Source organism: Paraburkholderia phosphatilytica (genome assembly GCF_003443895.1).
GTDB lineage: Bacteria > Pseudomonadota > Gammaproteobacteria > Burkholderiales > Burkholderiaceae > Paraburkholderia > Paraburkholderia phosphatilytica.
This window is the reverse complement of sequence record NZ_QQOA01000003.1, coordinates 213,623-238,705: the sequence shown is the minus strand read 5'-3', so window position 1 is coordinate 238,705 and position 25,083 is coordinate 213,623. Positions and strand designations below refer to the sequence as shown.

General features: G+C 64.4%; 17 protein-coding genes and 1 tRNA gene. 9 read left to right on the top strand and 9 right to left on the bottom strand.

What is annotated here, in order from left to right:
• Positions 1-17: 17 nt before the first annotated feature.
• The gene (locus DVS29_RS04630; RefSeq protein ID WP_118179257.1) at positions 18-842 is read left to right on the top strand and encodes a competence/damage-inducible protein A; all 825 of its coding nucleotides are present in this window, start codon (positions 18-20) and stop codon (positions 840-842) included.
• A 149-nt stretch (positions 843-991) separates the two neighbouring features.
• Here the strand turns inward: DVS29_RS04630 and DVS29_RS04625 are convergent, their stop codons facing one another.
• Positions 992-1,456, bottom strand: a complete 465-nt coding sequence (locus DVS29_RS04625) for a rhodanese-like domain-containing protein (protein WP_118179256.1) — start codon at positions 1,454-1,456, stop codon at positions 992-994.
• Positions 1,457-1,955: 499 nt separating this feature from the next.
• Here DVS29_RS04625 and glnA point away from each other — a divergent pair, with 499 nt between their 5' ends.
• From glnA to ntrC, 3 genes are all read left to right on the top strand, one after another.
• On the top strand, positions 1,956-3,371 hold the full coding sequence (gene glnA / locus DVS29_RS04620; RefSeq protein WP_118179255.1) for a type I glutamate--ammonia ligase: 1,416 nt from the start codon (positions 1,956-1,958) through the stop codon (positions 3,369-3,371).
• A 132-nt stretch (positions 3,372-3,503) separates the two neighbouring features.
• The gene (glnL, locus tag DVS29_RS04615; RefSeq protein WP_118179254.1) at positions 3,504-4,655 is read left to right on the top strand and encodes a nitrogen regulation protein NR(II); all 1,152 of its coding nucleotides are present in this window, start codon (positions 3,504-3,506) and stop codon (positions 4,653-4,655) included.
• Between the two features lie 36 nt (positions 4,656-4,691).
• Complete coding sequence (ntrC, locus tag DVS29_RS04610) at positions 4,692-6,218, top strand: nitrogen regulation protein NR(I) (protein WP_118179253.1); 1,527 nt, start codon at positions 4,692-4,694, stop codon at positions 6,216-6,218.
• A gap of 71 nt (positions 6,219-6,289) precedes the next feature.
• Here the strand turns inward: ntrC and xth are convergent, their stop codons facing one another.
• Positions 6,290-7,066, bottom strand: coding sequence for an exodeoxyribonuclease III (gene xth, locus DVS29_RS04605; protein ID WP_118179252.1), 777 nt, complete (start codon positions 7,064-7,066; stop codon positions 6,290-6,292).
• Between the two features lie 218 nt (positions 7,067-7,284).
• Between xth and DVS29_RS04600 the strand changes: the two genes are divergently transcribed.
• Positions 7,285-8,079: a CHAD domain-containing protein gene (locus DVS29_RS04600; RefSeq protein WP_118179251.1), complete on the top strand. Its 795-nt coding sequence runs from the start codon at positions 7,285-7,287 to the stop codon at positions 8,077-8,079.
• Between the two features lie 37 nt (positions 8,080-8,116).
• Here DVS29_RS04600 and DVS29_RS04595 read toward each other — a convergent pair whose 3' ends face one another.
• Together DVS29_RS04595 and DVS29_RS04590 are read right to left on the bottom strand one after the other, a co-directional pair.
• Positions 8,117-9,655 (bottom strand): methyl-accepting chemotaxis protein, encoded by a 1,539-nt coding sequence (locus DVS29_RS04595; protein WP_118179250.1) that lies wholly within the window; start codon positions 9,653-9,655, stop codon positions 8,117-8,119.
• Between the two features lie 384 nt (positions 9,656-10,039).
• On the bottom strand, positions 10,040-10,285 hold the full coding sequence (locus DVS29_RS04590) for a hypothetical protein (protein ID WP_118179249.1): 246 nt from the start codon (positions 10,283-10,285) through the stop codon (positions 10,040-10,042).
• Positions 10,286-10,543: 258 nt separating this feature from the next.
• Between DVS29_RS04590 and DVS29_RS04585 the strand changes: the two genes are divergently transcribed.
• Positions 10,544-10,620, top strand: a tRNA-Met gene (locus DVS29_RS04585).
• A gap of 395 nt (positions 10,621-11,015) precedes the next feature.
• Here the strand turns inward: DVS29_RS04585 and DVS29_RS04580 are convergent.
• Positions 11,016-11,711 (bottom strand): aspartate/glutamate racemase family protein, encoded by a 696-nt coding sequence (locus DVS29_RS04580; protein ID WP_118179248.1) that lies wholly within the window; start codon positions 11,709-11,711, stop codon positions 11,016-11,018.
• A 244-nt stretch (positions 11,712-11,955) separates the two neighbouring features.
• Here DVS29_RS04580 and DVS29_RS04575 point away from each other — a divergent pair, with 244 nt between their 5' ends.
• A complete protein-coding gene (locus tag DVS29_RS04575; protein ID WP_118179247.1) occupies positions 11,956-13,251 on the top strand; it encodes an amidohydrolase family protein in 1,296 nt (431 codons plus the stop codon).
• A gap of 62 nt (positions 13,252-13,313) precedes the next feature.
• Here DVS29_RS04575 and DVS29_RS04570 read toward each other — a convergent pair whose 3' ends face one another.
• The 4 genes from DVS29_RS04570 to fixL all read right to left on the bottom strand — a co-directional run bounded on the left by DVS29_RS04570 (position 13,314) and on the right by fixL (position 20,098).
• Positions 13,314-15,422, bottom strand: coding sequence for a M3 family metallopeptidase (locus tag DVS29_RS04570; protein ID WP_118179246.1), 2,109 nt, complete (start codon positions 15,420-15,422; stop codon positions 13,314-13,316).
• 279 nt (positions 15,423-15,701) lie between these two features.
• Complete coding sequence (gene folD / locus DVS29_RS04565) at positions 15,702-16,559, bottom strand: bifunctional methylenetetrahydrofolate dehydrogenase/methenyltetrahydrofolate cyclohydrolase FolD (RefSeq protein ID WP_118179245.1); 858 nt, start codon at positions 16,557-16,559, stop codon at positions 15,702-15,704.
• A gap of 381 nt (positions 16,560-16,940) precedes the next feature.
• Positions 16,941-17,588: an oxygen response regulator transcription factor FixJ gene (gene fixJ, locus DVS29_RS04560; RefSeq protein ID WP_118179244.1), complete on the bottom strand. Its 648-nt coding sequence runs from the start codon at positions 17,586-17,588 to the stop codon at positions 16,941-16,943.
• A complete protein-coding gene (gene fixL / locus DVS29_RS04555; RefSeq protein ID WP_118179377.1) occupies positions 17,585-20,098 on the bottom strand; it encodes an oxygen sensor histidine kinase FixL in 2,514 nt (837 codons plus the stop codon). The genes fixJ and fixL overlap by 4 nt, the downstream gene beginning before the upstream one ends.
• Positions 20,099-20,374: 276 nt before the next feature.
• On the opposite strand from fixL, the gene aceE reads away from it, so the two are divergent.
• Entirely contained in the window at positions 20,375-23,071 is a 2,697-nt protein-coding gene (gene aceE / locus DVS29_RS04550) for a pyruvate dehydrogenase (acetyl-transferring), homodimeric type (protein WP_118179243.1), read from the top strand.
• An 85-nt stretch (positions 23,072-23,156) separates the two neighbouring features.
• Complete coding sequence (gene aceF, locus DVS29_RS04545; RefSeq protein ID WP_118179242.1) at positions 23,157-24,815, top strand: dihydrolipoyllysine-residue acetyltransferase; 1,659 nt, start codon at positions 23,157-23,159, stop codon at positions 24,813-24,815.
• Positions 24,816-25,083: the final 268 nt, after the last annotated feature.

Here is a 25,083-nt window from a genome sequence, read left to right as displayed (position 1 = left end):
TCGAACGAGAGACCGTCATGGCATTCGGCGTCATCATCATCGGCGATGAAATCCTGTCGGGCCGCCGTACCGACAAGCATCTCGCCAAGGTCATCGAACTCCTGACCGCGCGCGGCCTGTCGCTCGACTGGGCCGAATACGTCGGCGACGATCCCGCGCGCATCACGGCGACGCTGCGCCGCACGCTCGCGTCGGGCGACATCGTGTTTTCGACGGGCGGCATCGGCGCGACGCCCGACGACCACACGCGGCAGTGCGCGGCGGCGGCGCTCGGCGTGCCGCTCGAACTGCATCCGGACGCGAAGGTGCTGATCCAGCAGCGCATCAGCGACATGCATCAGGGCGACGGCCCGGTCGACCTCGATTCGCCGGAGAACCGGCATCGGCTGAACATGGGCACGTTCCCGCGCGGCGCCACGATCATTCCGAACGGCTACAACACGATTCCGGGCTTCTCGCTCGGCGATCACCACTTCGTGCCGGGCTTTCCAGTGATGGCGTGGCCGATGATCGAATGGGTGCTGGATACGAAGTACGAGCATCTGCATCACGCCACGCCGCATGCGGAGAAGTCGCTGCTGGTGTTCGAGCTGCCCGAGTCGACGCTCACGCCGCTGATGGAGAAGATCGAGCACGACTTCCCGGGCGTGCGGGTGTTCAGCCTGCCGAGCGTCGGCGATGCGGAGCGCGGCGGCGTCTATGCGCGCCGGCATATCGATCTGGGCGTGAAAGGCGAGCCGGAAGCGGTGCAGGCGGCGTTCGTGAAGCTGCGCGAAGGCGTGCACCTGCTGGGCGGCGATATCGTCGAGCCGGATGCGACGGGTGGGCAGAAGGCAGGTTGACCGGGTTGGGCGATGCGCCGCGCGATGTCAACGCGGCATAGCGCCCGCTGTTGAGGTTTCGATCACGGCGGTGTCACATCGCGCGGCGAGCATCGCACGATGCGTCGGGCTTGATGTAACACCGCCGTCGATACGCGCGCATTGTGCTATTACGCGCCGATCCACGGCAGGCCGCGGAAGCACCAGCCGGAGACCGTTTTGCGATGCCCCTGGCCGTCCTTGTCGCCTTCGAAGCCTTCCAGCAGGTCGAACGCGCGCGTGAAGCCGGCCTGGGTCGCGGCGATCGCGGCGAGCTTCGAGCGGGCGGCGCTGCGGCACAGGAACAGGACCGGTGCGTCGGTGCCCGCGATCGCACGCAGCTGATCGAGGAATTCGGGGTTCGGCACGCCGCCGGGGTAGCGGGTCCATTCGACATGCGCGTACTGGCCGTCGCCGATCACCGGCCGGCCGACCCAGTCGAGCTCCGCGCGGGTCCGGACGTCGACGAGACGCGCGCCCGGATCGAGCTGCAGCAGCTCGAATCCTTCGGCGGGCGAGATCGCGCCCGCATAGGGCAACTGGCTGTCGACGCGCCGTTTGTCGGCCTGGGCGTAGAGCTGTTCGAGCGTACTCATGGCGGTGGGTCTCCGTGTGTCCGTGGGTAGAGGGATGCAGGCCAGACGGTCATTCTAGCGCGCAGCGCTGGAGACGAAGCTGGGCGGCTTCGGTGGCGCGGCGCGACTGCTGCGAACGGGGCTGACGAAGGTTGAAGGTGGTCGAAGCTGGGCGCAACTGGCGGCCGAAGACCGAATGCCCTATAACGGTGCAATGAAGATGTGATGCACCGAAACAATGCGCGAACATGGGGTGCGACCTGTGTTTGCACTGATGTGGTGCGGTGACCGTTGGACGCAAGCGGCCACGCCCGCGCACGGCGCATGGAGAAATGCGCCGAACGCGTGTGGCGGTGCGGGTTTGCGCCGGGTTGGCGCATTCATGGCACGGAAGCTGCTTTTACCGTGCGGATCGATCTGGAACCCTGCATATCGTGCAGACGATATGGACTCGGGGAAATGGGTCAGCTAGATTGGGCGGCGGCATCAATCGCCGAATTCGTTAATCAGGAGATAGGTTATGAGCAAATCCGTGGCCGACGTCGTGCAACTCGTCAAGGACGAGGACGTCAAGTTTGTCGACTTCCGTTTCACCGACACGCGCGGCAAGGAACAACACGTTTCGGTGCCGGTGTCGGCATTCGACGAAGACAAATTCGAAAGCGGCCATGCGTTCGACGGTTCCTCGATCGCCGGCTGGAAGGGCATCGAAGCATCGGACATGCTGCTCGTGCCGGATGCGGACACGGCCTTCATCGACCCGTTCTACGAAGAGTCGACGCTCGTCATGACCTGCGACGTCGTCGAACCGGCGGACGGCAAGGGTTACGAACGCGATCCGCGCTCGCTCGCGAAGCGCGCCGAAGCGTACCTGAAGAGCTCGGGTCTGGGCGACACGGCGTACTTCGGTCCGGAGCCGGAATTCTTCATTTTCGACTCGGTCCAGTGGAATACGGACATGTCGGGCTGCTTCGTGAAGATCGGCTCGGAAGAAGCACCGTGGTCGTCGGGCAAGGAATTCGAAGGCGGCAACGTCGGTCACCGTCCGGGCGTGAAGGGCGGCTACTTCCCGGTCGCACCGGTGGATTCGTTCCAGGACATCCGCTCGGAAATGTGTCTGCTGCTCGAGCAGATCGGCATTCCGGTCGAAGTGCACCACCACGAAGTGGCGGGTCAAGGCCAGAACGAAATCGGCACCAAGTTCTCGACGCTCGTGCAGCGCGCCGACTGGACGCAGCAACTGAAGTACATCGTCCATAACGTCGCGCACACGTACGGCAAGACGGCAACGTTCATGCCGAAGCCGGTGGTCGGCGACAACGGTTCGGGCATGCACGTTCACCAGTCGATCTGGAAGGACGGCCAGAACCTGTTCGCGGGCAACGGCTACGCCGGCCTGTCGGAATTCGCGCTGTTCTACATCGGCGGCATCATCAAGCATGCACGCGCGCTGAACGCGATCACGAACCCGACGACGAACTCGTACAAGCGTCTCGTGCCGCACTTCGAAGCACCGGTGAAGCTCGCCTACTCGGCGCGCAACCGCTCGGCCTCGATCCGTATTCCGCACGTCAGCAATCCGAAGGGTCGCCGTATCGAAACGCGCTTCCCGGATCCGATGGCGAATCCGTACCTGTGCTTCTCGGCACTGATGATGGCGGGTCTCGACGGCGTGCAGAACAAGATCCATCCGGGCGAAGCGGCCGACAAGAACCTGTACGACCTGCCGCCGGAAGAGGATGCAAAGATCCCGACCGTGTGTGCCGGCCTCGATCAGGCGCTGGACGCGCTCGACGCGGATCGCGAGTTCCTGACGCGCGGTGGCGTGTTCACCGATGGCATGATCGACGCGTACCTCGAGCTGAAGGAAGCCGAACTGCAACGCGTGCGCATGACGACGCACCCGGTCGAGTTCGAACTGTACTACTCGCTGTAAGCGGCACATGGCGCTTCGCTTGCTGAATGGCGGCGAAGCGCGCGCCCGTCGCACACGATGATCAAAGGGACGGCGCCGCCGTCCCTTTTTCGTTCATGAAGGCGGGCGTTGCCTGCGGCCAACCGAAGAACGATGGTGCTCAAGAATCTGATCAAGGCAAGAAAAGGCGGTGCGGCGCATACGGACGCATTGACGGACGATGTCCAGCTAGCCGAGTCCGGTTTGCTGCCGGGCTTCGAGGCGCTGCCGACGGTCGTGCTCGTGCTCGACAAGCGCACGCTGAGAGTTGCGTTCGCGAACCCGTCGGCGGAGTCGATGCTCGACATGTCGCGGCGTCAGCTCGCGCAGATGGCGTGGCCCGACATCTTCACGAACGCCGACGAACTCGTCGCGACGATCGCGTCGATCGCCGAGCACCGCTTTCATGCGACCCATCTCGATGCCGTGCTGGAACGCGCGGGCCGCGAGCCGCTGCATGTGCATGCGATCGTCGGTCATCTGGAAATCGCGCAGGACTACGTGCTGCTGGAGCTGTTCGAGAACGAGCGGCATTTGCGCACCGATCGCGAAGAGCGCATCCAGGATCTCACGGCGGTCAACAAGCAGTTGATCCGCAACCTCGCGCACGAGATCAAGAACCCGCTTGGCGGAATCCGCGGCGCGGCGCAGCTGCTGGAGTTCGAGCTGACCGCGCGCGAACGCGACGAGCTGCGCGAGTACACGCAGGTTGTCATCAAGGAATCGGACCGGCTGCAGACGCTCGTCGACCGTTTGCTCGAGCCGCACCGTCATCCGCATATCGTCGGCGACGTGAATATTCACGAGGTGTGCGAGCGCGTGCGCGCGGTGATCCTCGCGGAGTTTCCGCGCGGCCTCACGGTGGAACGCGACTACGACGTGAGCGTGCCGGACATGCGCGGCGACAAGGAGCAGCTGATCCAGGCTGTGCTGAACATCGTGCGCAATGCGGCCGAAGCGCTGCGCGAACGCATCTCGCAGGGCGATGCGCGCATCGAGCTGCGCACGCGCATCGCGCGCAAGGTCACGATTGCGAAACGCTTATGTAAGCTGGCATTGGACTTGCATATCGTCGATAACGGCCCGGGCATTCCGGACGATATCCGCGATCGCATCTTCTATCCGCTCGTATCGGGACGCGAGGATGGCAGCGGACTCGGCCTCACGCTCGCGCAGACCTTTGTTCAGCAACACGAAGGACTGATCGAAGTGGATAGCCGGCCGGGCCACACCGAGTTTCAGATTCTGCTGCCGCTCGACTACTGATACCGACACGCACATCAAAGACTTCTGACCGACCCTATGAAGCCGATCTGGATAGTAGACGACGACCAATCGATCCGCTGGGTGCTCGAGAAAGCACTCGCCCGCGAGAACTTCGCGACCCGCAGCTTCGCGAACGTGCGAGAAGCCGCGAGCGCGCTCGATCACGACAGTCCGCAGGTGCTCGTATCGGACATCCGCATGCCGGGCGGCTCGGGGCTCGAGCTGCTGCAGACCGTGCGCGATCGCGTGCCGGGGCTGCCCGTCATCATCATGACGGCGTTCTCGGATCTCGATAGCGCGGTCGCCGCATTCCAGGGCGGCGCATTCGAATATCTCGCGAAACCGTTCGACGTCGACAAGGCCGTCGAGCTGATCCGTCGCGCGGTGGAAGAGAGCATGCGCGGCGAGAACGTGTGGGACGAACGTCTTGCCGATGCACCGGAAATGCTCGGCCAGGCGCCGGCGATGCAGGACATGTTCCGCGCGATCGGGCGGCTGTCCCATTCGGCGGCAACCGTGCTCATCACCGGCGAATCAGGCACCGGCAAGGAGCTTGTCGCGCGTGCTTTGCACCGTCATAGCCCGCGCGCGAACGGTCCGTTCATCGCGCTCAACACCGCGGCGATTCCGAAGGACCTGCTCGAATCGGAACTCTTCGGTCACGAGCGCGGCGCGTTCACCGGCGCGCAGGCGATGCGTCAGGGCCGCTTCGAGCAGGCCGAGAACGGCACGCTGTTTCTCGACGAAATCGGCGACATGCCGTTCGATCTGCAGACGCGTCTGTTGCGCGTGCTGTCGGACGGGCAGTTCTATCGTGTCGGCGGACACAACCCGTTGCGCGCGAACGTGCGCGTGATCGCGGCGACTCACCAGAATCTCGAGACGCGCGTGCGTCAGGGGCTGTTCCGCGAAGACCTGTATCACCGGCTGAACGTGATCCGTCTGCGTCTGCCGCCGCTGCGCGAACGCAGCGACGACATCCCGCTGCTCACGCGTCATTTCCTGCAGAAGAGCGCGCGCGACCTCGGCGTCGAGCCGAAGCGGGTATCGGACGAGGCGCTCGCGTATCTGAGCTCGTTGCCGTTTCCGGGCAATGTCCGGCAGCTCGAGAATCTCGCGAACTGGCTCACCGTGATGGCGCCCGCGCAGACGATCGAAGTCAAGGATCTGCCGCCGGATCTCGTTCCGGCGCAGGCCGGCGTGACGATCGATCCTTCTTCTTCTGTGCTCACGCCCGAAGGTGTGGGCGCGGTGGGCGTGGCGGGTACAGGCGCCGCGATGAATGGCGCCGGCGTGCTGCCGATGACGCCGATCGGCGCGCCGGGCATGCCGGTCGCGACGCCCGTCGCCGCGTGGGAGAGCGGACTGCGCACCGAAGTCGCACGGCTGTTGCGCGAGAATTCGGCGGACGTGATGGACGAACTCGCGCGGCGCTTCGAAGCCGCGGTGATTCGCGAGGCGCTCGACTTCACGCGCGGCCGAAAAGTGGAAGCGGCGGAGCGGCTCGGCATTGGCCGCAATACGATCACGCGCAAGATCCAGGAGCTGCATCTGGAGCCGTGATGCGGTGATGTGCTGGTGCGTCCGCGCGGTGGGTCTTGCGCGGGCGTGTTTTCAGTTTCGGCGTTGAAGCTTCAGTCGATCTGCGCGACGACCGGCGCGTGGTCCGACGGCTGGTCCCATTTGCGCGGCGTCTTGTCGACGTCGCAGAACGTGCACGCGCTGCTCAGCGCGGGCGACAGCAGGATGTGATCGATGCGCAGCCCCGCGTTGCGACGGAACGCAAGCATCCGGTAATCCCACCACGAGAAGCTTTTCTCCGGCTGGTCGAACAGACGGAACGCATCGACGAGCCCGAGTTCGACGAGCCGCGCGAAGTGCGCGCGCTCTTCGGGCGACACGAGATTCTGTCCTTCCCAGGCTTTCGGATCGTGTACGTCGCGGTCTTCGGGCGCGATGTTGTAGTCGCCGAGCAGCGCGAGCTTCGGATGCTGCGCGAGTTCGCCCGCGATCCACTGTTGCAGCGCATCGAGCCAGCGCAGCTTGTACTCGAACTTCTCGGTGCCCGGCGCCTGGCCGTTCGGGAAGTACGCGGAGATCACGCGGACGCCTTCGATGGTCGCGGCGATCACGCGCTGCTGCGGATCCTCGAAGCCGGGAATGTTGCGCACGACCGTGACCTCGTCGACGGCGAGGCCGTTGCGCACCAGGATGCCGACGCCGTTGTAGGTCTTCTGGCCCGCGAACCAGCTGCGAAAGCCCTTCGCCTCGAAGTCGGCGCGCGGGAATTTTTCGTCGGGAAGCTTCAGTTCCTGCAGGCACAGCACGTCGACCTGGCTGGTTTCGAGCCAGTCGATCACGTGCTGTTGACGGACCTTCAGCGAGTTGACGTTCCAGGTGGCGAGTTTCATGTTGCGTGCGGTGTTGAGCGGATGCGTGAACTATACCCGACCCTTCATCCCGTGCGATATCCGCATCGCGTAGTGCGGAGCAGGGCGGCAGTGCGTCGTCCGCGCCACACAATCGGCGTTTCGCGGCGTGCGCGAGCGGGTTCTGCTCGACGGATCGTTTGCCCGCAAGGTATCTTTCCTGCATCGATAAAGAAGTCGACCAGATCGGAGAGATCACGATGATCGACGCAACTGCGCAGCGTTTCGAACGCCACGGGAATATCGAGAGCACGGGGCTCGCAACGGGGATGCCGCCACCCGGCGACATCGATCCCGAAGTGCTACACAGATTGCGTATTGCGTTGCGGCGGCTGCGCGCCGTGTGGTCGGCTTACGCGCGGCAGCTCGACAAAGGCATGAATACCCGCGAGCGCGCGCTGTATCGCTATCTGGCGGTCGCGGTGGGCAAGAGCCGCGACTGGGACGTGCTGATCACGTTGCTTTCTACTGCCGGTTCTTCCGGGAGCGCTGCCGATGCGCAGCAAGCTCCACCTTCGTCATCCCCTACCGACATTCGCGCGATGCTGCGCGACGCCGTGCAGGCGGCGCGGCTCGAACCGGAAACGGGCTTCCGGCATGCAACGACCACGCGAAGCTTCGGCCCTTCGGCCCATGCGCATGATGAGACGGACAAGCGCGGCCGACGCTCGCGCGGCACGCTGCGAGCGGGCAGCGCCAGGCGCGCGGACTACGCGGCCTTCAACGACATGCGCCGCGCCGGCACCAAGCTCGACTATCTGATCGATTTCTTCCGGCCGGTGCTGGCCTGTCACGAGCGTGACGTCGCGCGCAACCTGAAGCGGATCCAGAAACGCTTCGGAAAACTGAATGATGTGGTTGCCTGCGAGGCGCTGCTGCGCGAGAACCCCGCGCTGCTATCCGATCGCGATGCGGCGCGCCGTGCGCTCGTGTCGCTGCAGCGCGAACGCAGGCGGCGGATGCGCGCCGCGTCGCGGTTGCTGGCGAAGTGCTGAGCGGTTTGCTGTGTCACTGCGCCTTGCAGGGTTTTCGTTAGAACGCTGATTCCTTCAACTGAAACAGCGCGACCGCTTCACGCAACGATGCCGCCTGCTCGGCCATCGCCTGCGCGGCGGCCGACGCTTCCTCGACGAGCGCGGCGTTCTGCTGCGTTACCTGATCCATCTGCGTGATCGCGGTGTTGACCTGCTCGATGCCGGTCGTCTGCTCGTCCGATGCGCTCGAGATGTCCTTCACGATCACCGTGACCTGCTGCACCGAATCGACGATATCGCCGATGATGCCGCCCGCGCCGCGCACCAGTTCCGCGCCGGTATCGATGCGTCCCGCGGACTGTTCGATCAGCGCCTTGATTTCCTTCGCGGCGCTCGCGCTGCGCTGCGCGAGCCCGCGCACTTCGCCCGCCACGACCGCGAAGCCGCGGCCCTGTTCGCCGGCGCGCGCCGCTTCCACGGCAGCGTTCAGCGCGAGAATGTTGGTCTGGAACGCGATCCCCTCGATCACGCTGATGATCTCGTTGACCTTCGACGAGCTCTCGTGAATCTCGGCCATCGTGTCGACGACGCGGCTCATCACGTCGCCGCCATGGCTCGCCGTCGCGGACGCCTTGCCCGCGAGTTCGGATGCGTGGCGCGCGTGGCCCGCGTTCTGGCGCACCGTCGACGTGAACTCTTCCATGCTGGCGGCGGTTTCTTCGAGCGAAGCCGCCTGCTCTTCGGTGCGCGATGACAGGCTGAGGTTGCCCACGGCGATCTGCGAACTCGCGGTCGCGACACCTTCGGCGTTGCTGCGCACCTTGCTGACGACGTCCGACAGGCTCGTCTGCATGTCGTGCAACGCGGTCAGCAGATCGCCGATCTCGTCGCGCGTGTCGGATTCAATCTCGGTCGACAGGTCACCCGTTGCGACCGTGCGCGCGACGTCGACCGCGTGAACCAGCGGGCGCGTAATCGTACGGCTGAAGAGGATCGCGCCTACGAGACCCGCGACGAACGCGACCAGCATCAGCACCATGCTGACGACCGATGCGCTTGCCGCATGCAACGCGGCGTCGCTCGAGACCGTCGCGCTTTTCGCGGCGATGTCCTTCGCGGCTTCTTCGAGCAGACGGGCCGGCTCGCGATCCACACCGGCCACTGCGTGATCGCCCGCGGTGGGGTCGAAGTCCGCCGCCTTGAACGCGTCGAAACCCTTTCGATAACCCGCGCCCATCGCGACGTGAGCGGTGGCGAACTGCTCGACGAGCGAACGGCTTTCGCCTGCAGGCAGCTTCGCGAGCAATGCGTGCGTCTGGTCTTCGACGGAACGCTCCTGCGTTTCGAACGCGGTCCAGTGCTTCGTCAGATTGGCAGGGTCCTTGCCGCGCAGCAGTGTGTCTTTCCACTCCTGGACTTGCAGCTTGAACGTGACGAGCACGCTGGAGATCGCGCGTTCGTTGGCGACTTCGTCGCGTACGGTGGTGTTGTATTCGGTGATTGCGTGGTTCAGCGAATGAAGCCCGTACATGGCGCTCGCGAACATCAGAACGAGTGACGCAGCGAAAGCGAGAGGCAACTTCAAAGTCAGTTTCATCGATGGCTCGGCTGGATGGCGATGCGCGCCGAACGTTGCGGCGCGCTTTTAGATGGGGAGTCGCGCGGCGCGGATGTTTGCCGGGCCATGACTTCCCACCGGTGCTTTACGGCACTGCAGCGAGAAAATGAAGAGCTGACTGCGTGTGAAGGCTGCGGATTCGAATGATGTGAGGAATTCGTGCTGATTACGCTTCGTTACGCGCGCGTTGGTGATGAATTATCGGAGGAATGGCGAGATGTGCGGCGCGGCAGTTTTTCTTTTGGCGAGCGGGTTCACAACATCGAGTGGTGTTGCTGACCCGCTTGCTTTCGCGCTTGTACCGTTTGTATGCCGCGCCGGCTTTGTGTTGCTGGTGTTTGTGGACTTTTTCTTGACGTGCGATCAGGCGAAGTCGGAAGGGCCGGGTGGCGGCACGCCTGGCGGCGTGTCGGTTTCGCCGATCGGCTCGTCTTTGGCTTCGTCCTTTGGAGATCGCTTTTGCGGCGGAATCGCATCCTTCTCCGGCAACGGTTGATCGAGTCCTGGTTCCGTCGGCGTGGGGATCGCGTCGCCGATCGGCTTGTTCGTTTCGAGCGGCGATTCCTCGGGCGGATTGTCCTGTTGGTCCGTCTTGCGGGTGTTCGTCACGATGACCTCCTGGTTTGTGTTGTATCCAGGTTGGGAAGTCGCAACCGGTGTTCCCGAGGGAAGTGGGGTGCGAGCGGATGTTCCAGTTGGTCTATCGGGTTCAGGTTGGGAACTTGATCAGGATACCGGATTAATTTTGTGCTGACCGTGATCGCGTACATCGAGTACCTTCGACAGACGCGTCCGTCTGCTCGATCAGAAAATTGCATAAGACGTTTGACGCAGCGCAAACATGCCAGTAGAATTCGTTTCCTCTGACGCGGGGTGGAGCAGTTTGGCAGCTCGTCGGGCTCATAACCCGAAGGTCGTAGGTTCAAATCCTACCCCCGCAACCAGTTTCTTTAAGGCTTGCGCCGGTTCATGTATCCGGCGAAAGTTGCCCAGTTGTCCGTCAGGGCAAGCTGAGGGCAAACGCGGCGCATTTTGTGCGAACTTGCTGCGAAACGAAACCCGCCTCGAGCGGGTTTTTTGTTGTCCGCGTGTTTTGCGCCTCCTTCCAAACCTCAACGTCGTTTGGCTGGCGACTGCTCCCCTGTGCTTTGTTTCGATCGAATTCCTAATGCGGTGAGCGAAAATTCGGCAAACGCACAGGCGGGTGATCGTTGCATGCAGGCGCTGGCTATACTCGGAACGCTGCCGGAAGCAATGATCTGAACACCCGCAACGGACGCAACGGCCCCGCGTCAGCGGGGATTCTTCATTCAACCCCCAACTCCCAACCCCACCCAACTCACACCCCCAACGCCCAATCCACCGCCGCCTGCACATGCAGCGCAGTAGTATCGAACACCGGCAGCGAAGCATCCTCGGGCTTGATCAACAACGTGATCTCGGTACACCCGAGAATCACCGCCTGCGCTCCACGCGAAGCAAGCGCATCGATTTCCCGCTGATAGACAGCACGCGAAGCATCATGAATCACGCCGTGACACAACTCGTCATAGATGATCCGATGCACGTCCTCACGACCGGCTTCATCCGGCGCGAGCGTATCGAGCCCAAAGCGTTCGCGCAGCACACTCGTGTAAAACTCCTGCTCCATCGTATAACGGGTCCCAAGCAAGCCGACTCGCGACACTCCCGCAGCCTTCAGCGCCGCGCCGGTCGGTTCGGCGATATGCAGGAACGGCACGCGCAGAGCAGCCGCGATCGCAGGCGCAACGCGATGCATCGTGTTGGTTGCGAGCAGCACCACGTCGGCGCCGCCGCGTTCGAGTTGCGTCGCTGCATCCGCGAGCTGCGCACCCAGCGCATCCCAGTCGCCCGCGCGTTGCGCGGCTTCGATCGGCGCGAAGTCGACCGTCAGCAGCAGGCTACGTGCATTGTGATGACCGCCGAGGCGCGTCTTCGCATAGCGGTTCAACAGCCGGTAGTACTCGGCCGACGATTCCCAGCTCATCCCGCCGATGACGCCGATGGTCTTCATGTGAGACTCTCCCTTCAACGAGTGTGCGTGCCGCACCTCGACACACGCGTAGCGCAGTATAGGCGGCACGCAACTGTCTTCGCGATACAGCTGACGGGGTGCAGGCCCTGACCGTACCGGTGCCGGGATCTGTACACCTTCGGCACAGACTCGCTTCGCGCAAGCAGCACCGCACCCAAACCCCCCCACCATTTCTGTCACCGCTAGAATCCCTTAGACCCCGCCCGTGAATGGAGCGTCTCGTATGGATCTCATCATTCGTCGTGCCGTGCTCGCGCGCAACGCCAGCAACGATGGCAGTCCGTCGCCGCAGGTCGACATCGGCATCGAAGCGGGCCGCATCGTCGCGGTCGAACCGACGCTTGCCGCGAATGCCGTCGAAGAACTCGATGCGAACGGCGCGCTCGTCACGCCACCGTTCGTCGACGCGCACTTCCATATGGACGCGACGCTGTCCTACGGCCTGCCGCGCGTGAACGCGTCGGGCACGCTGCTCGAAGGCATCGCGCTATGGGGCGAGCTGAAGCCGCAGCTGACGCAGGACGCGCTCGTCGAGCGCGCGTTGCAGTACTGCGACTGGGCCGTGGCGCGCGGCCTGCTGGCAATCCGCTCGCACGTCGATGTCTGCGACGAGCGTTTGCTCGCGGTCGAGGCGCTGCTCGACGTGAAGCGCCGCGTCGCGCCGTATCTGGACCTGCAACTGGTCGCGTTCCCGCAGGACGGCGTGCTGCGTAGCGCCGGCGCGTTCGACAATCTCAAGCGCGCGATCGCGATGGGCGTCGACGTGGTGGGCGGTATTCCGCACTTCGAACGGACCATGGCGGACGGCGCGGCGTCCGTGCGCCTGCTGTGCGAGTTCGCAGCGGAGAAGGGTCTTCGTGTCGACATGCACTGCGATGAGAGCGACGACCCGATGTCGAGGCACATCGAGACGCTCGCGGCAGAAACACACCGGCTCGGTCTGCATGGCCGCGTCGCGGGTTCGCACCTGACGTCGATGCATTCGATGGACAACTATTACGTCAGCAAGCTCTTGCCGCTGATGCGCGAAGCGGGCGTCGCGGCGATCGCGAATCCGCTGATCAACATCACGTTGCAGGGCCGCTCGGACACGTATCCGAAGCGCCGCGGCATGACGCGGGTGCCGGAGATGCTGGCGGCCGGCGTCGACGTCGCGTTCGGCCACGACTGCGTGATGGACCCGTGGTACAGCCTGGGCTCGGGGGATATGCTGGAGGTCGCGCACATGGGGCTGCACGTCGCGCAGATGACGGGCACTGAAGCAATGCGCGCCTGCTTCGATGCAGTGACGGTGACGCCAGCGCGCATTCTCGGGCTGGGGGGCTATGGCACGGAGCCTGGCTGTCACGCGGATCTGGTGGTGCTCGACGCGCGCAACCCGATCGAAGCGATCCGGCTCCGCGCCACGCGTACGGCGGTGATTCGCCGCGGCCGGATCGTGAGCCGCATGCCGGCGCCGCATGCAACGCTAGCGCTGGAAGGGCGCCCGGCACACATCGATTTCCGGCCCACGCGATAAGTGACGAACGGGTACGCGCAGAGAGCGCCGCGTACCGGTCTTCCACCTCGGCAGCTCAGCGCTCAGTGCGCCGCATCACCCGACGGCACCATCCCGTTATGCCGCAGCAGCGCATCGATGTTCGGCTCGCGGCCGCGGAACGCCTTGAACGATTCCATCGCGGGCCGGCTGCCGCCCACTTCGAGAATCTCGCGGCGATAGCGGATGCCGGTCGGCACGTCGAGCACGCTGCCGTTCGATGCTTTCGCGGCTTCCTCGAACGCCGCGTACGCATCGGCGGACAGCACTTCGGCCCACTTGTAGCTGTAGTAGCCCGCCGCGTAGCCGCCTGCGAAGATGTGGCTGAACGTGTTCGGCCAGCGCGAGAACGCCGCCTGCGGAATCACGTGATAGCGCTCGTTGATCGCGCGTGCGAGGTCGTTCGCGTTCAGATTGCCGCTTGCGTCGAAGTCGGTGTGCAGCTTCATGTCGAACATCGAGAACACGATCTGGCGCAGCGTTCCGAGGCCGCTCTGGAAATTCTTCGCGGCGAGCATCTTGTCGAACAGGTCGCGCGGCAGCGGTTTCGCGGTATCGACGTGCGACGTCATGTCCGACAGCACGTCCCACTCCCAGCAGAAGTTCTCCATGAACTGCGACGGCAGTTCGACCGCATCCCACTCGACGCCGCTGATGCCCGACACGCCGAGCTCTTCGACCTGGGTCAGCATGTGATGCAAGCCGTGGCCAGTCTCATGGAACAGCGTGATCACTTCGTCGTGCGTGAAGCACGCGGGCTTCCCGCCGACGGGCGCCGAGAAATTGCAGGTGAGGTACGCGACCGGCGTCTGCATCGTGCCGCGCGCAGTGCGGTGACGGGCGCGCGCGTCGTCCATCCACGCACCGCCGCGCTTGCCTTCTCGCGCATAGAGGTCGAGGTAGAACTGCGCGACGAGCGTGCCGTCCTGATTCTCGACGCGGAAGAAGCGCACGTCTGGATGCCACAACGCGGCTTCGTCCTTGCGGATCCGCACGCCGAACAGCGTCTCGATCACCTTGAAGAGACCCTTCAGCACGGTGTCTTCCGGGAAGTACTGCTTTACCTCGTTCTCGGAGAATGCATAGCGCTGCTGGCGCAGCCGCTCGGCGGCGAAGGCGATGTCCCACGGCTGCAGTTCGGCGAGCCTCAGTTCGGTCGCGGCGAACTGGCGCAGTTCGTTCCAGTCCTTCTCGGCGTGCGGTCGCGCGCGCACCGCGAGGTCGTCGAGGAACGCAATCACCTGCGCCGGCGACTCGGCCATCTTCGGCGCGAGCGACACTTCCGCGAAGTTGTTGTAGCCCAGCATGTGCGCTTCTTCAGCGCGCAGCTGCAGCTGTTCTGCGAGCACGCTGGTGTTGTCCCAGTCGGTCTTGCCGTTGCCGTATTGCGGCCCGAGTTCCGACGCGCGCGTCACGTACGCGCGGTACATCGCTTCGCGCAGCGCGCGGTCTTCCGCGTACTGCATCACGGGGAAGTACGACGGGAAGTGCAGCGAGAATTTCCAGCCGCTCTTGCCATCGCGTTCGGCGGCTTCGCGCGCGGCTTCGACTGCGTCTTCGGGCAGGCCCGCCAGCTGTGCTTTGTCCGTTGCGATGTACGCGTAGGTGTTGGTCGCGTCGAGCACGTGATCGGAAAACGCCTTCGACAGCGCGGCCTGACGCTCCTGCAGTTCCGCGAAGCGCGGCTTCTGGTCTTCGGGCAGTTCGGCGCCGGACAGCCGGAAGTCGCGCAGCGAGTTGCTGAGAATCTTTTTGCGCTCGACGGTCAGGTCACCGAAAGCGGGGCTCGCGGCGATCGTCTTGTACTTCTCGTACAGCTTCAGGTTCTGCCCGACGCTCGACCAGAACTCGGTCACGCGCGGCAGGTTCTCGCCATAGACGGCGCGCAGCTCGGGCGTATCGGCGACCGCGTTCAGATGGCCGACGACGCCCCACGCGCGCGATAGCGGCTCGGTCGCATGTTCGAGACTCTCGACGACGTCCGCCCAAGACGCGGGCGTGATGTCGGCGCTCGCGCGTTCGACGGCGGCTTCCGCATCGGCGATCAGCACGTCGAGCGCGGGCGTCACGTGTTCGGGGCGGATCTCGCCGAAGCGCGGCAGATCGGTGAAGTCGAGGAGCGGATTGCCGGATGCCTGGGATGTTTGGGACATGGTGCTTCCTGTCTGTCGCGAAGTGATGGGCGGTCAGGGCGCCGCGCGCGCGGCCGCCTGCCGGTGGTGGGCAGGCGTGGCGCTGCGAGGCCCCGCCAGACTGTTATGGAGACGCGGCGCGCCTTTTTCCAGTCGGAACCGGTACAACTTATCAGAACTCGACGGGCGCCGTGTGTCCTTGCCAATAGCCTCGATTCTAGGTGCGCGCGGCGAGCGCGCAAAGCAAACGGCGCCTATCGATTCGATAGGCGCCGTGGCAAGGCGATCGGGGAGTATGGGTTACGCGACGCCTGCGGCGCGCTCAGCTGCTTCAAGCGTGTTGACGAGCAGCATCGTGATCGTCATCGGCCCGACGCCGCCCGGCACCGGCGTGATGTAGCTGGCCACCTCGCGCACACCCGCGAAATCGACGTCGCCGCACAGCTTGCCCGCTTCGTCGCGGTTCATGCCGACGTCGATCACGACCGCGCCCGGCTTCGTCATCTCCGCCGTGAGGATGTTGCGCTTGCCGGTCGCCGCGACCACGACGTCAGCTTGACGCGTGTGCGCCGCGAGGTCGCGCGTCTTGCTGTTGCAGATCGTGACGGTCGCGCCCGCTTCGAGCAGCAGCATCGCCATCGGCTTGCCGACGATGTTCGAGCGGCCGATCACGACCGCGTTCCTGCCCACCAGATCGATGCCGTACGCGTCGAACATCTTCATCACGCCATACGGCGTGCACGGACGAAACAGCGGCTTGCCCGTCATCAGTGCGCCCGCGTTCGCGACGTGAAAGCCGTCCACGTCCTTCTCCGGCGCGATCGCCTCGATCACCTTGTGGCTGTCGATGTGTGGCGGCAGCGGCAACTGCACGAGGATGCCGTGGATCTTCGGGTCGCGGTTCAGCGCGTCGATGCGCGCGAGCAGATCGGCTTCGGGCAGCGACGCGGGATAGCGGTCGTACGACGAGTGCAGACCGTTGTCCTCGCAAGCCTTCACCTTGTTGCGCACGTAGACTTCGCTCGCGGGATTGTCGCCCACCAGCACGACCGCGAGACCCGGTTGATGGCCACGCGCGGTCAGGGCGGCGGTGCGCTTCGCGACGTCGGCGCGCAGGGTCTTGGAGAGGGCAGTGCCGTCGATCAGTTGGGCTGTCATGGTCGGTCGAGAATAGCTGGCGGTTCGGATGCGTGCGTGCGAGTGGGGCGCTATAGCGGCGTCTACGGGCCACTAAGCGGCATCGGAGAAGATGCCGCCGGCGCGCATTTGCGCTGGCGCTACCCGACACGAACGTGTCGTGTGGCGAAAGGCGCGCGGTGCGGAAATCGTGCTCAGGCCGGCTCGCTGAAGTCCGACATTATACCGTCGCCTGTCTCGCCGGATCAGGCTGATGTACGTATGAACGGGAGACCGCGGCGCGGTGAAAGCGCGTGGGTGCTGAGGGAGAAGCCCAGCGAGAAAGGAAGAACCGCCGGGGCCGAACCCGTCCGGGTCCGGCCAGCGTGATGGGTCCGCCCGCGATGGAGCGGAGCGGTCCGATTACTGCTGTTGCGGCTTGTTCGACAGCGCGAGGCGAAGCAGATCGGCAACCGTGTTGACGTTCAGCTTTTCCATGATGTTCGCGCGGTGCGCTTCGACCGTCTTGATGCTGATGCCGAGGTCGTCGGCGATCTGCTTGTTCAGGCGGCCCGCGATGATGCGCTCGAGCACCTGATGTTCGCGCGCGGTCAGCTTGCCGAGGCGCTCGGCCGCGGCGCGCTGCTGCTGCACGCTGGTGCTTTCGCTGCGTGCCTTGTCGAGCATGCGCTCGACGAGCTTGCGCAGTTCGGCTTCGTCGAACGGTTTCTCGATGAAGTCCATCGCGCCTTTCTTCATCGTCGATACGGCCATCGGCACGTCGCCGTGACCCGTGACGAAGATGATCGGCAGCGATGCGTTCTCGGCGATCAGCCGTTCCTGCAGCTCAAGGCCGCTCATGCCGGACATCCGCACATCGAGGATCAGGCACGCGATGTGTCCCGCATGCTGCGCGGGCTGCCATGCTTCGATGAACTGCTCCGCGCTCGAGAAGCACTGCACGCGGTAGCCGTTCGCCTCGAGCAGCCAGCGCAGCGAGTCTCGCACGGCTTCGTCGTCGTCGACGACGAATACCGTTTCCTGTGTCATGACTGGATTGGGGCTGTTCATGGCTCTCCCGTGACGGTTTGTGGTATCGATGCCTCGGACCCGCCGTTACTCGGGCCGTCGGGCTCTCCAATGGGCAGACTGCAGTGGAACGTGGCGCCTGTGATGTGACCGTCGGCTTCGACGTTGTTCACGACCCACAGGCGACCGCGATGCGATTCGATGATCGAACGGCAAATGTTGAGCCCCATGCCCATACCGTCGGACTTGGTGCTGTAGAACGGTTCGAAGAGGCGCTCGGCGGTGGCTTCGTCGACGCCCGGGCCCTGGTCGACGACGCTGATGCAGACGAACCCGCTATCGAGCCGCACCACGACGCGGATCACGGGGTCGACGGCATTCGGTCGTGCGTCGTGCATCGCCTCGGCGGCGTTTTTCAGCAGGTTGACGAGCACCTGTTCGATCAGCACCGGGTCGACATAGATGACCGGCAGCCGCGAGCGGAGATCCGTGACGATGCGGATGCGGCGCTTGCGCGCCTCGATTTCGGCGAGCCCGACCGCGTCCGCGACGATGTCGGCGACACGGGTAGCCTGGCGTTTGGGTTCGCTACGTTTCACGAATTCGCGGATCCGCTTGATGATCATGCCGGCCCGGACGGCCTGCTGCGCGGTTTTTTCGAGGACTGGCAGCAGATTGTCCGGAGTGGTTCGACCAGATTTAACCAGTGCCACGGTTCCCGAGCAATAGTTATTGATCGCGGCGAGCGGCTGGTTCAGTTCGTGGGCGAGCGACGACGCCATTTCGCCCATTGTCATCAGGCGGCTGGTGAACTGCAGCTTCTCGTCCTGCTGGCGCGCCAGTTCCTGCGCCTGCTTGCGGGTGGTGATGTCGGTCGCGATCTGCATCTGCGCGAGGTGGCCGTCCACCCACTGGATGTACTGGCGCCGCACCTCGAACCACTTCTGGATGCCTTGTACGTAGACTTCCTGCGCATCCGCGGTGCTTTCCGTCAGCGCCGCGGCGGGCAGGCCCGCGTAAGCGTCGACCATGTCGATCGAATCGGACGACGCCTCGCCGGTGTCGAAACCGCCGCCCGCCAGTTCCAGGTGCCCATCCGGACGTATGCCGAACAGATGCCGGTAATAGCGGTTGGCGAACAGCAGCTCGGCTTCGTCGGCGGCGAGCACGGACACCGCGGCGTCGAGGCTTTCGAGCACCGTCGTGAAGCGTTCATGTGCGGCGGCGAGCTCCTCGCGCGCGCGCTTCGGCTCGGTAATGTCGGTCATCGACGACATCCAGCCGGTCTGGCGGCCGGAACTGTCGATGAGCGGCGACACGTACAGGCGCGCGTGGAACAGCGAGCCGTCCTTGCGCCGCACGCGCAGTTCGAACCCCGACGACGGCGCCTTGCCGCGCAGCGTCATGTCGAGCTGGCGCTGCATTTCCGGGTACGAGTCGCGCGGCCAGTAGGGGAAGGGCGCTGTCTTGCTGACGAGATCGCTTTCGTCCCAGCCGGTCATCCGGCAGAACGCCGGGTTCACGTGCGTGATGCGGCCGTGCATGTCGAGCACGCGCATGCCGATCAGCACCGAGTTTTCCATCGCGCGGCGGAAGAATGCTTCCGCATACAACGCCTGCTGCGCCTCGAAGCGTTGGCGCGTGTGCTTCCACAGGCTCCACAAACTCCACAGCACGAAGCACGACAGCCCGGCGACCAGCCACACGAGCGTGTTGTTCGTGAAGTTGGTCATCTGCGGGTACGAGTACACGCGCACCGCGACGCCTTGGCCGGGCGGATCGAGCGGCAGGTCGTAGAACACGTCGCGCGGCAGGCGCGGGCGGGTCGACGTGGTCGCGAGCTCGCGGTTGTTCACGTCGAGAATCGAGATCTTGTACTTTGCCGACAGCTCGGGCGGGATGTCGTGCTTGAGGATGCCTTCGATCGAGATCACCGCCGCGATCGAGCCCATGAAGTCGCGGTCGCGGTACACCGGCGTCTGCAGCGTGATGTAGCCGTTGCCGACGTCGTCGTACATCAGCGCCGAGTACAGCTGGCGGCGCGTGTCGCGCGCTTCCGCGAACGCGGCGTGCACGGCTTCGTCCATCTGCGTGTCATTCGGCCGGGCGAGACGCTGGCCGAGCAGCGGCTGGCTGGTGTCGGGCCAGTGCGGCTGCTGCGCGGCCGTGTACCAGTTCATGTAGAGGATCTCGGGATGCCCCTGCATGATGTCCGACGTGGTGACCTGGAACGAGCGCGGGTCGGCGTGGCCCGCGGCGAGATCGCGCGCGAGCGCCTGGATCTGTTCCTGCGCGCCGGTGAGCGACAGGCGGATCTGCTGCTGCGCCCACGCGACGTTGCGGTAAAGCGTGTCTTCCTGCTGCTGTTGTTCCCGGCGGTTGAGACTCCACAGGATCAGGCTCATCACGATCAGGAATACGACGATCGACAGGAGCGGCGTGAGCAGATAGGAGTTGGACCACCACGGTCCGTGGTGCCAGCGGGACGGCGACGAGTCCGCGGACGTTTTGGCGGGTCGCGCCGAGCGTGCGAAAAGCCGTTCGGTCAACATGGCGGAATTGTAACGCAGCGTGTCCGACGCCAACCGCGCAAAAAAGCACGTGAATGTCGTGCTAATCGGCGCAAACTGGTCGCCTCGACCGTTGGATGGCAGTAAATCCAGGGTGCGCCGCAACAATTTTTCGTATTATGAGATCGCATCTCGTAATTCGAAAATTTTGTTGCGCGGATGGTGGACGACTCATTACAATTCGGCCGAAAGCTGCCGCGGCCGGGCTTCGTCCGCGTCCGTTGTTCGGGTGGCGTTCCTCAAATCCAGGAGACGAGCATGTCCGCTGTACCTGATGAAGTCATGAAATATGTCGCCGCCGAAAACGACGACGACCCGCAGGAAACGGCTGAATGGCTGGATGCGCTGCATGGCGTGATTTCTGCGGTCGGCCCGGACCGGGCTCACTACCTGATCGAGAAGCAGATCGAATTCGCCCGCGTGCATGGCGAACATCTCGCGTTCTCCGCCAACACCCCCTACATCAACACGATTCCGGTTTCGCGCCAGGCGAAGATCCCCGGCGACCAGGACATCGAGCACCGCATCCGCTCGTACACGCGCTGGAACGCGATCGCGATGGTGCTGCGCGCGGGCAAGCATACGAACGTCGGCGGCCACATCGCGTCGTTCGCATCGGCCGCGACGCTGTATGACGTCGGCTTCAACCACTTCTGGCACGCACCGTCGCCCGAGCATGGCGGCGACCTCGTGTTCGTGCAGGGTCACTCGTCGCCGGGCGTGTACTCGCGCGCGTTCCTGCTCGGCCGCCTCTCCGAAGGCCAGCTCGACAACTTCCGCCAGGAAGTGGGCGGCGAGGGCATCTCGTCGTATCCGCACCCGTGGCTGATGCCGGACTTCTGGCAGTTCCCGACGGTGTCGATGGGCCTCGGCCCGATCATGGCGATCTACCAGGCGCGCTTCATGAAGTACCTGCAGGCGCGCGGCATTGCGCAGACGCAGGGCCGCAAGGTCTGGGCGTTCCTCGGCGACGGCGAAACGGATGAACCGGAATCGCTCGGCGCGATCGGCATGGCCGGCCGCGAGCGGCTCGACAACCTGGTGTTCGTGATCAACTGCAACCTGCAGCGTCTCGACGGCCCGGTGCGCGGCAACGGCAAGATCATCCAGGAACTCGAAAGCGAGTTCCGCGGCGCAGGCTGGAACGTGATCAAGGTGGTGTGGGGCAGCCGCTGGGATGCCCTGTTCGCGCGCGACAAGTCGGGCGCGCTGATGCGCCGCATGATGGAAGTCGTCGACGGCGAATACCAGACGTACAAGTCGGAGTCGGGCGCGTTCGTGCGCGAGCATTTCTTCAACACGGCCGAACTGAAGGCGCTCGTCGCCGACTGGTCCGACGACGACATCTGGAACCTGAACCGCGGCGGCCACGACCCGCACAAGATCTACGCGGCGTTCAGCGAAGCCAGCCAGTCGAAGGGCCACCCCACCGTGATCCTCGCGAAGACGATCAAGGGCTACGGCATGGGCGAAGCCGGCCAGGCGATGAACATCACCCACCAGCAGAAGAAGATGCAGGTGGACCAGCTGAAGAAATTCCGCGACCAGTTCCGCCTGCCGATCTCGGACGAAGAGATCGTCAACGTGCCGTACCTCAAGTTCGAGGAAGGTTCGAAGGAACTCGAATACATGCGCAACCGCCGCCAGGAGCTGGGCGGTTACCTGCCGGCGCGCCGCCAGAAGGCGGAGTCGCTGCCGGTGCCGGCGCTCGACGCATTCGAGCCGCTGCTGAAGGGCACGGGCGAAGGCCGCGAGATCTCCACGACGATGGCGTTCGTGCGGATTCTCAACATCCTGCTGAAGGACAAGACGCTCGGCAAACGCGTCGTGCCGATCGTGCCGGACGAGTCGCGTACCTTCGGCATGGAAGGTCTCTTCCGTCAGATCGGCATCTGGAATCAGGACGGCCAGAAGTACGTGCCTGAAGACTCCGACCAGCTGATGTTTTACAGGGAATCGGAAACCGGCCAGATCCTGCAGGAAGGCATCAACGAAGCGGGCGGCATGTCGGACTGGATCGCGGCTGCGACGTCGTACTCGACGCACGGCGAGACGATGATCCCGTTCTACATCTTCTACTCGATGTTCGGCTTCCAGCGTATCGGCGATCTGGCATGGGCCGCGGGCGACATGCGTGCGCGCGGCTTCCTGCTGGGCGGCACGGCAGGCCGCACGACGCTGAACGGCGAAGGCCTGCAGCACGAAGACGGCCACTCGCTGCTGTGGGCGGCATCGGTCCCGAACTGCGTGAGCTACGACCCGACCTTCGGTTTCGAACTCGCGGTGATCATGCAGGACGGCCTGCGCCGGATGGTGCAGGAGCAGGAGGACGTGTACTACTACATCACGGTGATGAACGAGAACTACGAGCACCCGGCGATTCCGCAGGGCGACAGCGTAGCCGCCGACATCATCAAGGGCATGTACGCGTTCCGCAAGGCCGAAGCGCAAGGCAATGCGCCGCGCGTGCAGCTGCTGGGCGCGGGCACGATCTTCAACGAAGTGATCGCCGCCGCCGACCTGCTGAAGAACGACTGGGGCGTCGCGGCCGACCTCTGGAGCGTGCCGAGCTTCACCGAGCTCGCGCGCGACGGCCACGAGGTCGAGCGCTACAACCTGCTGCATCCGGGCGAAGAGCGCAAGCTGTCGCACGTCGAAGCGAAGCTGAAGGACACGCTGGGTCCGGTGATCGCGTCGACCGACTACGTGCGCGCGCTCGTCGACCAGATCCGCGGTTTCGTGCCGCGCAAGTTCGTCGTGCTCGGCACCGACGGTTTCGGCCGCTCGGATACCCGCGAGAAGCTGCGTCACTTCTTCGAAGTGGACCGCTACTGGGTCACGGTCGCCGCGCTCAACGCGCTCGCGGACGAAGGGACGATCGAACGCAAGGTCGTCGCCGAGGCCCTGAAGAAGTACAACCTCGATCCTGCCAAACCCAACCCGATGACCGTCTAAGGCATCGCCCCCGCGTGCATCGCGCGTGCGCTTCCCCTTCCTTCGCGAAGGGGAAGTCGCATGTGCGGCCCAGGAGACACCAACAATGAGTCAAGCGATCGAAGTCAAGGTGCCGGACATCGGCGATTACAAGGACGTTCCTGTAATCGAGGTGCTGGTGAAGGCGGGCGATTCCGTCGAGAAAGAGCAGTCGCTCGTCACGCTCGAGTCCGACAAGGCGACGATGGACGTGCCGAGCCCCGCGTCGGGCACCGTCAAGGAAGTGAAGGTCAAGAACGGCGACACCGTGTCCGAAGGCACGTTGATCGTGCTGCTCGATAGCGCCGAAGGTGGCGCGGCCGCAGGCAAGTCGAACGGCGCTGCTGCGCCCGCGCCGAGCCCGGCGCCTGCCGCGGCGCCCGCGCCGGCTCCCGCTGCTGCGGGCGGCGGCGTGCAGGAAGTGAAGGTGCCGGACATCGGCGACTATAAGGACGTGCCGGTGATCGAGGTCGCGGTGAAGGTCGGCGACAAGGTCGAGAAGGAACAGTCGCTGGTCACGCTCGAATCGGACAAGGCGACGATGGACGTGCCGAGCCCGGCCGCCGGCGTTGTGAAGGAAGTGAAGGTCAAGGTGGGCGACTCCGTATCCGAAGGCTCGGTGATCGTGCTGCTCGCAAGCGAAGGCGCCGCCGCGCAACCCGCTGCCGCCGCGCCCGCTCCGGCGCCGAAGGCCGCGGCCGAGAAGCCGTCGGATGCGCCGCAGCCGGCAGCCGCGAAGCAGACGGCGCAGCCGTCCGCGCTCGCGCAGGCGCCGGAAATTCCGCCCGAGGCGGGCGGCCGTCACGCCAGCCATGCGTCGCCGTCGGTGCGCAAGTTCGCTCGCGAACTGGGCGTCGAAGTGTCGCGCGTGAAGGGCTCGGGTCCGAAGGGCCGCATTACGCAGGAAGACGTCACCGCGTTCGTGAAGGGCGTGATGACGGGCCAGGGCGCGGCGCCGGCCGCTGCGGCGCCTGCCGCTGCGGGCGGCGGCGAACTGGGCCTGCTGCCGTGGCCGAAGATCGATTTCACGAAGTTCGGTCCGATCGATCCGAAGCCGCTGTCGCGCATCAAGAAGATCTCGGGTGCGAACCTGCACCGCAACTGGGTGATGATCCCGCACGTCACGAACAACGACGAAGCGGATATCACCGAGCTCGAAGAACTGCGCGTGAAGCTCAACAAGGAGAACGAAAAGGCCGGCGTGAAGTTCACGATGCTGGCGTTCGTGATCAAGGCCGTGGTCGCGGCGCTGAAGAAGTTCCCGACCTTTAACGCGAGCCTCGACGGCGACAACCTCGTGTTCAAGCAGTACTACCACGTCGGTTTCGCCGCGGACACGCCGAACGGTCTCGTCGTGCCGGTGATCCGCGACGCGGACAAGAAGGGACTGGTCGATATCGCGAAGGAAATGACCGACCTGTCGAAGCTCGCGCGTGAAGGCAAGCTGAAGCCGGATCAGATGCAGGGCGGCTGCTTCTCGATTTCGTCGCTGGGCGGGATCGGTGGGACGCACTTCACGCCGATCATCAATGCGCCTGAAGTCGCGATTCTCGGGTTGTCGCGTGGCGCGATGAAGCCGGTGTGGGATGGCAAGCAGTTCGTGCCGCGGTTGACGCTGCCGATGTCGCTGTCCTACGACCACCGCGTGATCGATGGGGCCGAAGCTGCGCGCTTCAATGCGTATCTCGGGTCGATTCTTGCCGATTTTCGGCGTGTGATTCTTTGATCTTGTGTTTGCGCGGGGCGCTTGTTGTTCTTCTGCTGCGCAGGCCGTAGCTTTAGTTTTCAAGCGCTTTCGTTGAACCTGTTTTCTCGTCTGTTTTTTTGCGTCGCCCCTGTGCGGGGCGGCACCTACTTTTCTTTGTCTTCCAAAGAAAAGTAGGCAAAAGAAAGGCGCGTCCTTGGGCGGACGGCAAAGTCGCTACTGCCTCTTTGGCTGCCAGCTTTTTGGCCGAGCGATGGTGGATTTGCTGCCAGTTTTTTTGCCGCTCTGG

Coding starts and splice junctions, on each gene's coding strand:
- fixJ (WP_118179244.1), bottom strand. CDS start 17,588: ATGAACAGCCCCAATCCAGTCATGACACAGGAAACGGTATTCGTCGTC.
- aceE (WP_118179243.1), top strand. CDS start 20,375: ATGTCCGCTGTACCTGATGAAGTCATGAAATATGTCGCCGCCGAAAAC.
- xth (WP_118179252.1), bottom strand. CDS start 7,066: ATGAAACTCGCCACCTGGAACGTCAACTCGCTGAAGGTCCGTCAACAG.
- DVS29_RS04595 (WP_118179250.1), bottom strand. CDS start 9,655: ATGAAACTGACTTTGAAGTTGCCTCTCGCTTTCGCTGCGTCACTCGTT.
- folD (WP_118179245.1), bottom strand. CDS start 16,559: ATGACAGCCCAACTGATCGACGGCACTGCCCTCTCCAAGACCCTGCGC.
- aceF (WP_118179242.1), top strand. CDS start 23,157: ATGAGTCAAGCGATCGAAGTCAAGGTGCCGGACATCGGCGATTACAAG.
- glnL (WP_118179254.1), top strand. CDS start 3,504: ATGGTGCTCAAGAATCTGATCAAGGCAAGAAAAGGCGGTGCGGCGCAT.
- fixL (WP_118179377.1), bottom strand. CDS start 20,098: ATGTTGACCGAACGGCTTTTCGCACGCTCGGCGCGACCCGCCAAAACG.
- DVS29_RS04625 (WP_118179256.1), bottom strand. CDS start 1,456: ATGAGTACGCTCGAACAGCTCTACGCCCAGGCCGACAAACGGCGCGTC.
- ntrC (WP_118179253.1), top strand. CDS start 4,692: ATGAAGCCGATCTGGATAGTAGACGACGACCAATCGATCCGCTGGGTG.
- DVS29_RS04600 (WP_118179251.1), top strand. CDS start 7,285: ATGATCGACGCAACTGCGCAGCGTTTCGAACGCCACGGGAATATCGAG.
- glnA (WP_118179255.1), top strand. CDS start 1,956: ATGAGCAAATCCGTGGCCGACGTCGTGCAACTCGTCAAGGACGAGGAC.
- DVS29_RS04570 (WP_118179246.1), bottom strand. CDS start 15,422: ATGTCCCAAACATCCCAGGCATCCGGCAATCCGCTCCTCGACTTCACC.
- DVS29_RS04630 (WP_118179257.1), top strand. CDS start 18: ATGGCATTCGGCGTCATCATCATCGGCGATGAAATCCTGTCGGGCCGC.
- DVS29_RS04580 (WP_118179248.1), bottom strand. CDS start 11,711: ATGAAGACCATCGGCGTCATCGGCGGGATGAGCTGGGAATCGTCGGCC.
- DVS29_RS04575 (WP_118179247.1), top strand. CDS start 11,956: ATGGATCTCATCATTCGTCGTGCCGTGCTCGCGCGCAACGCCAGCAAC.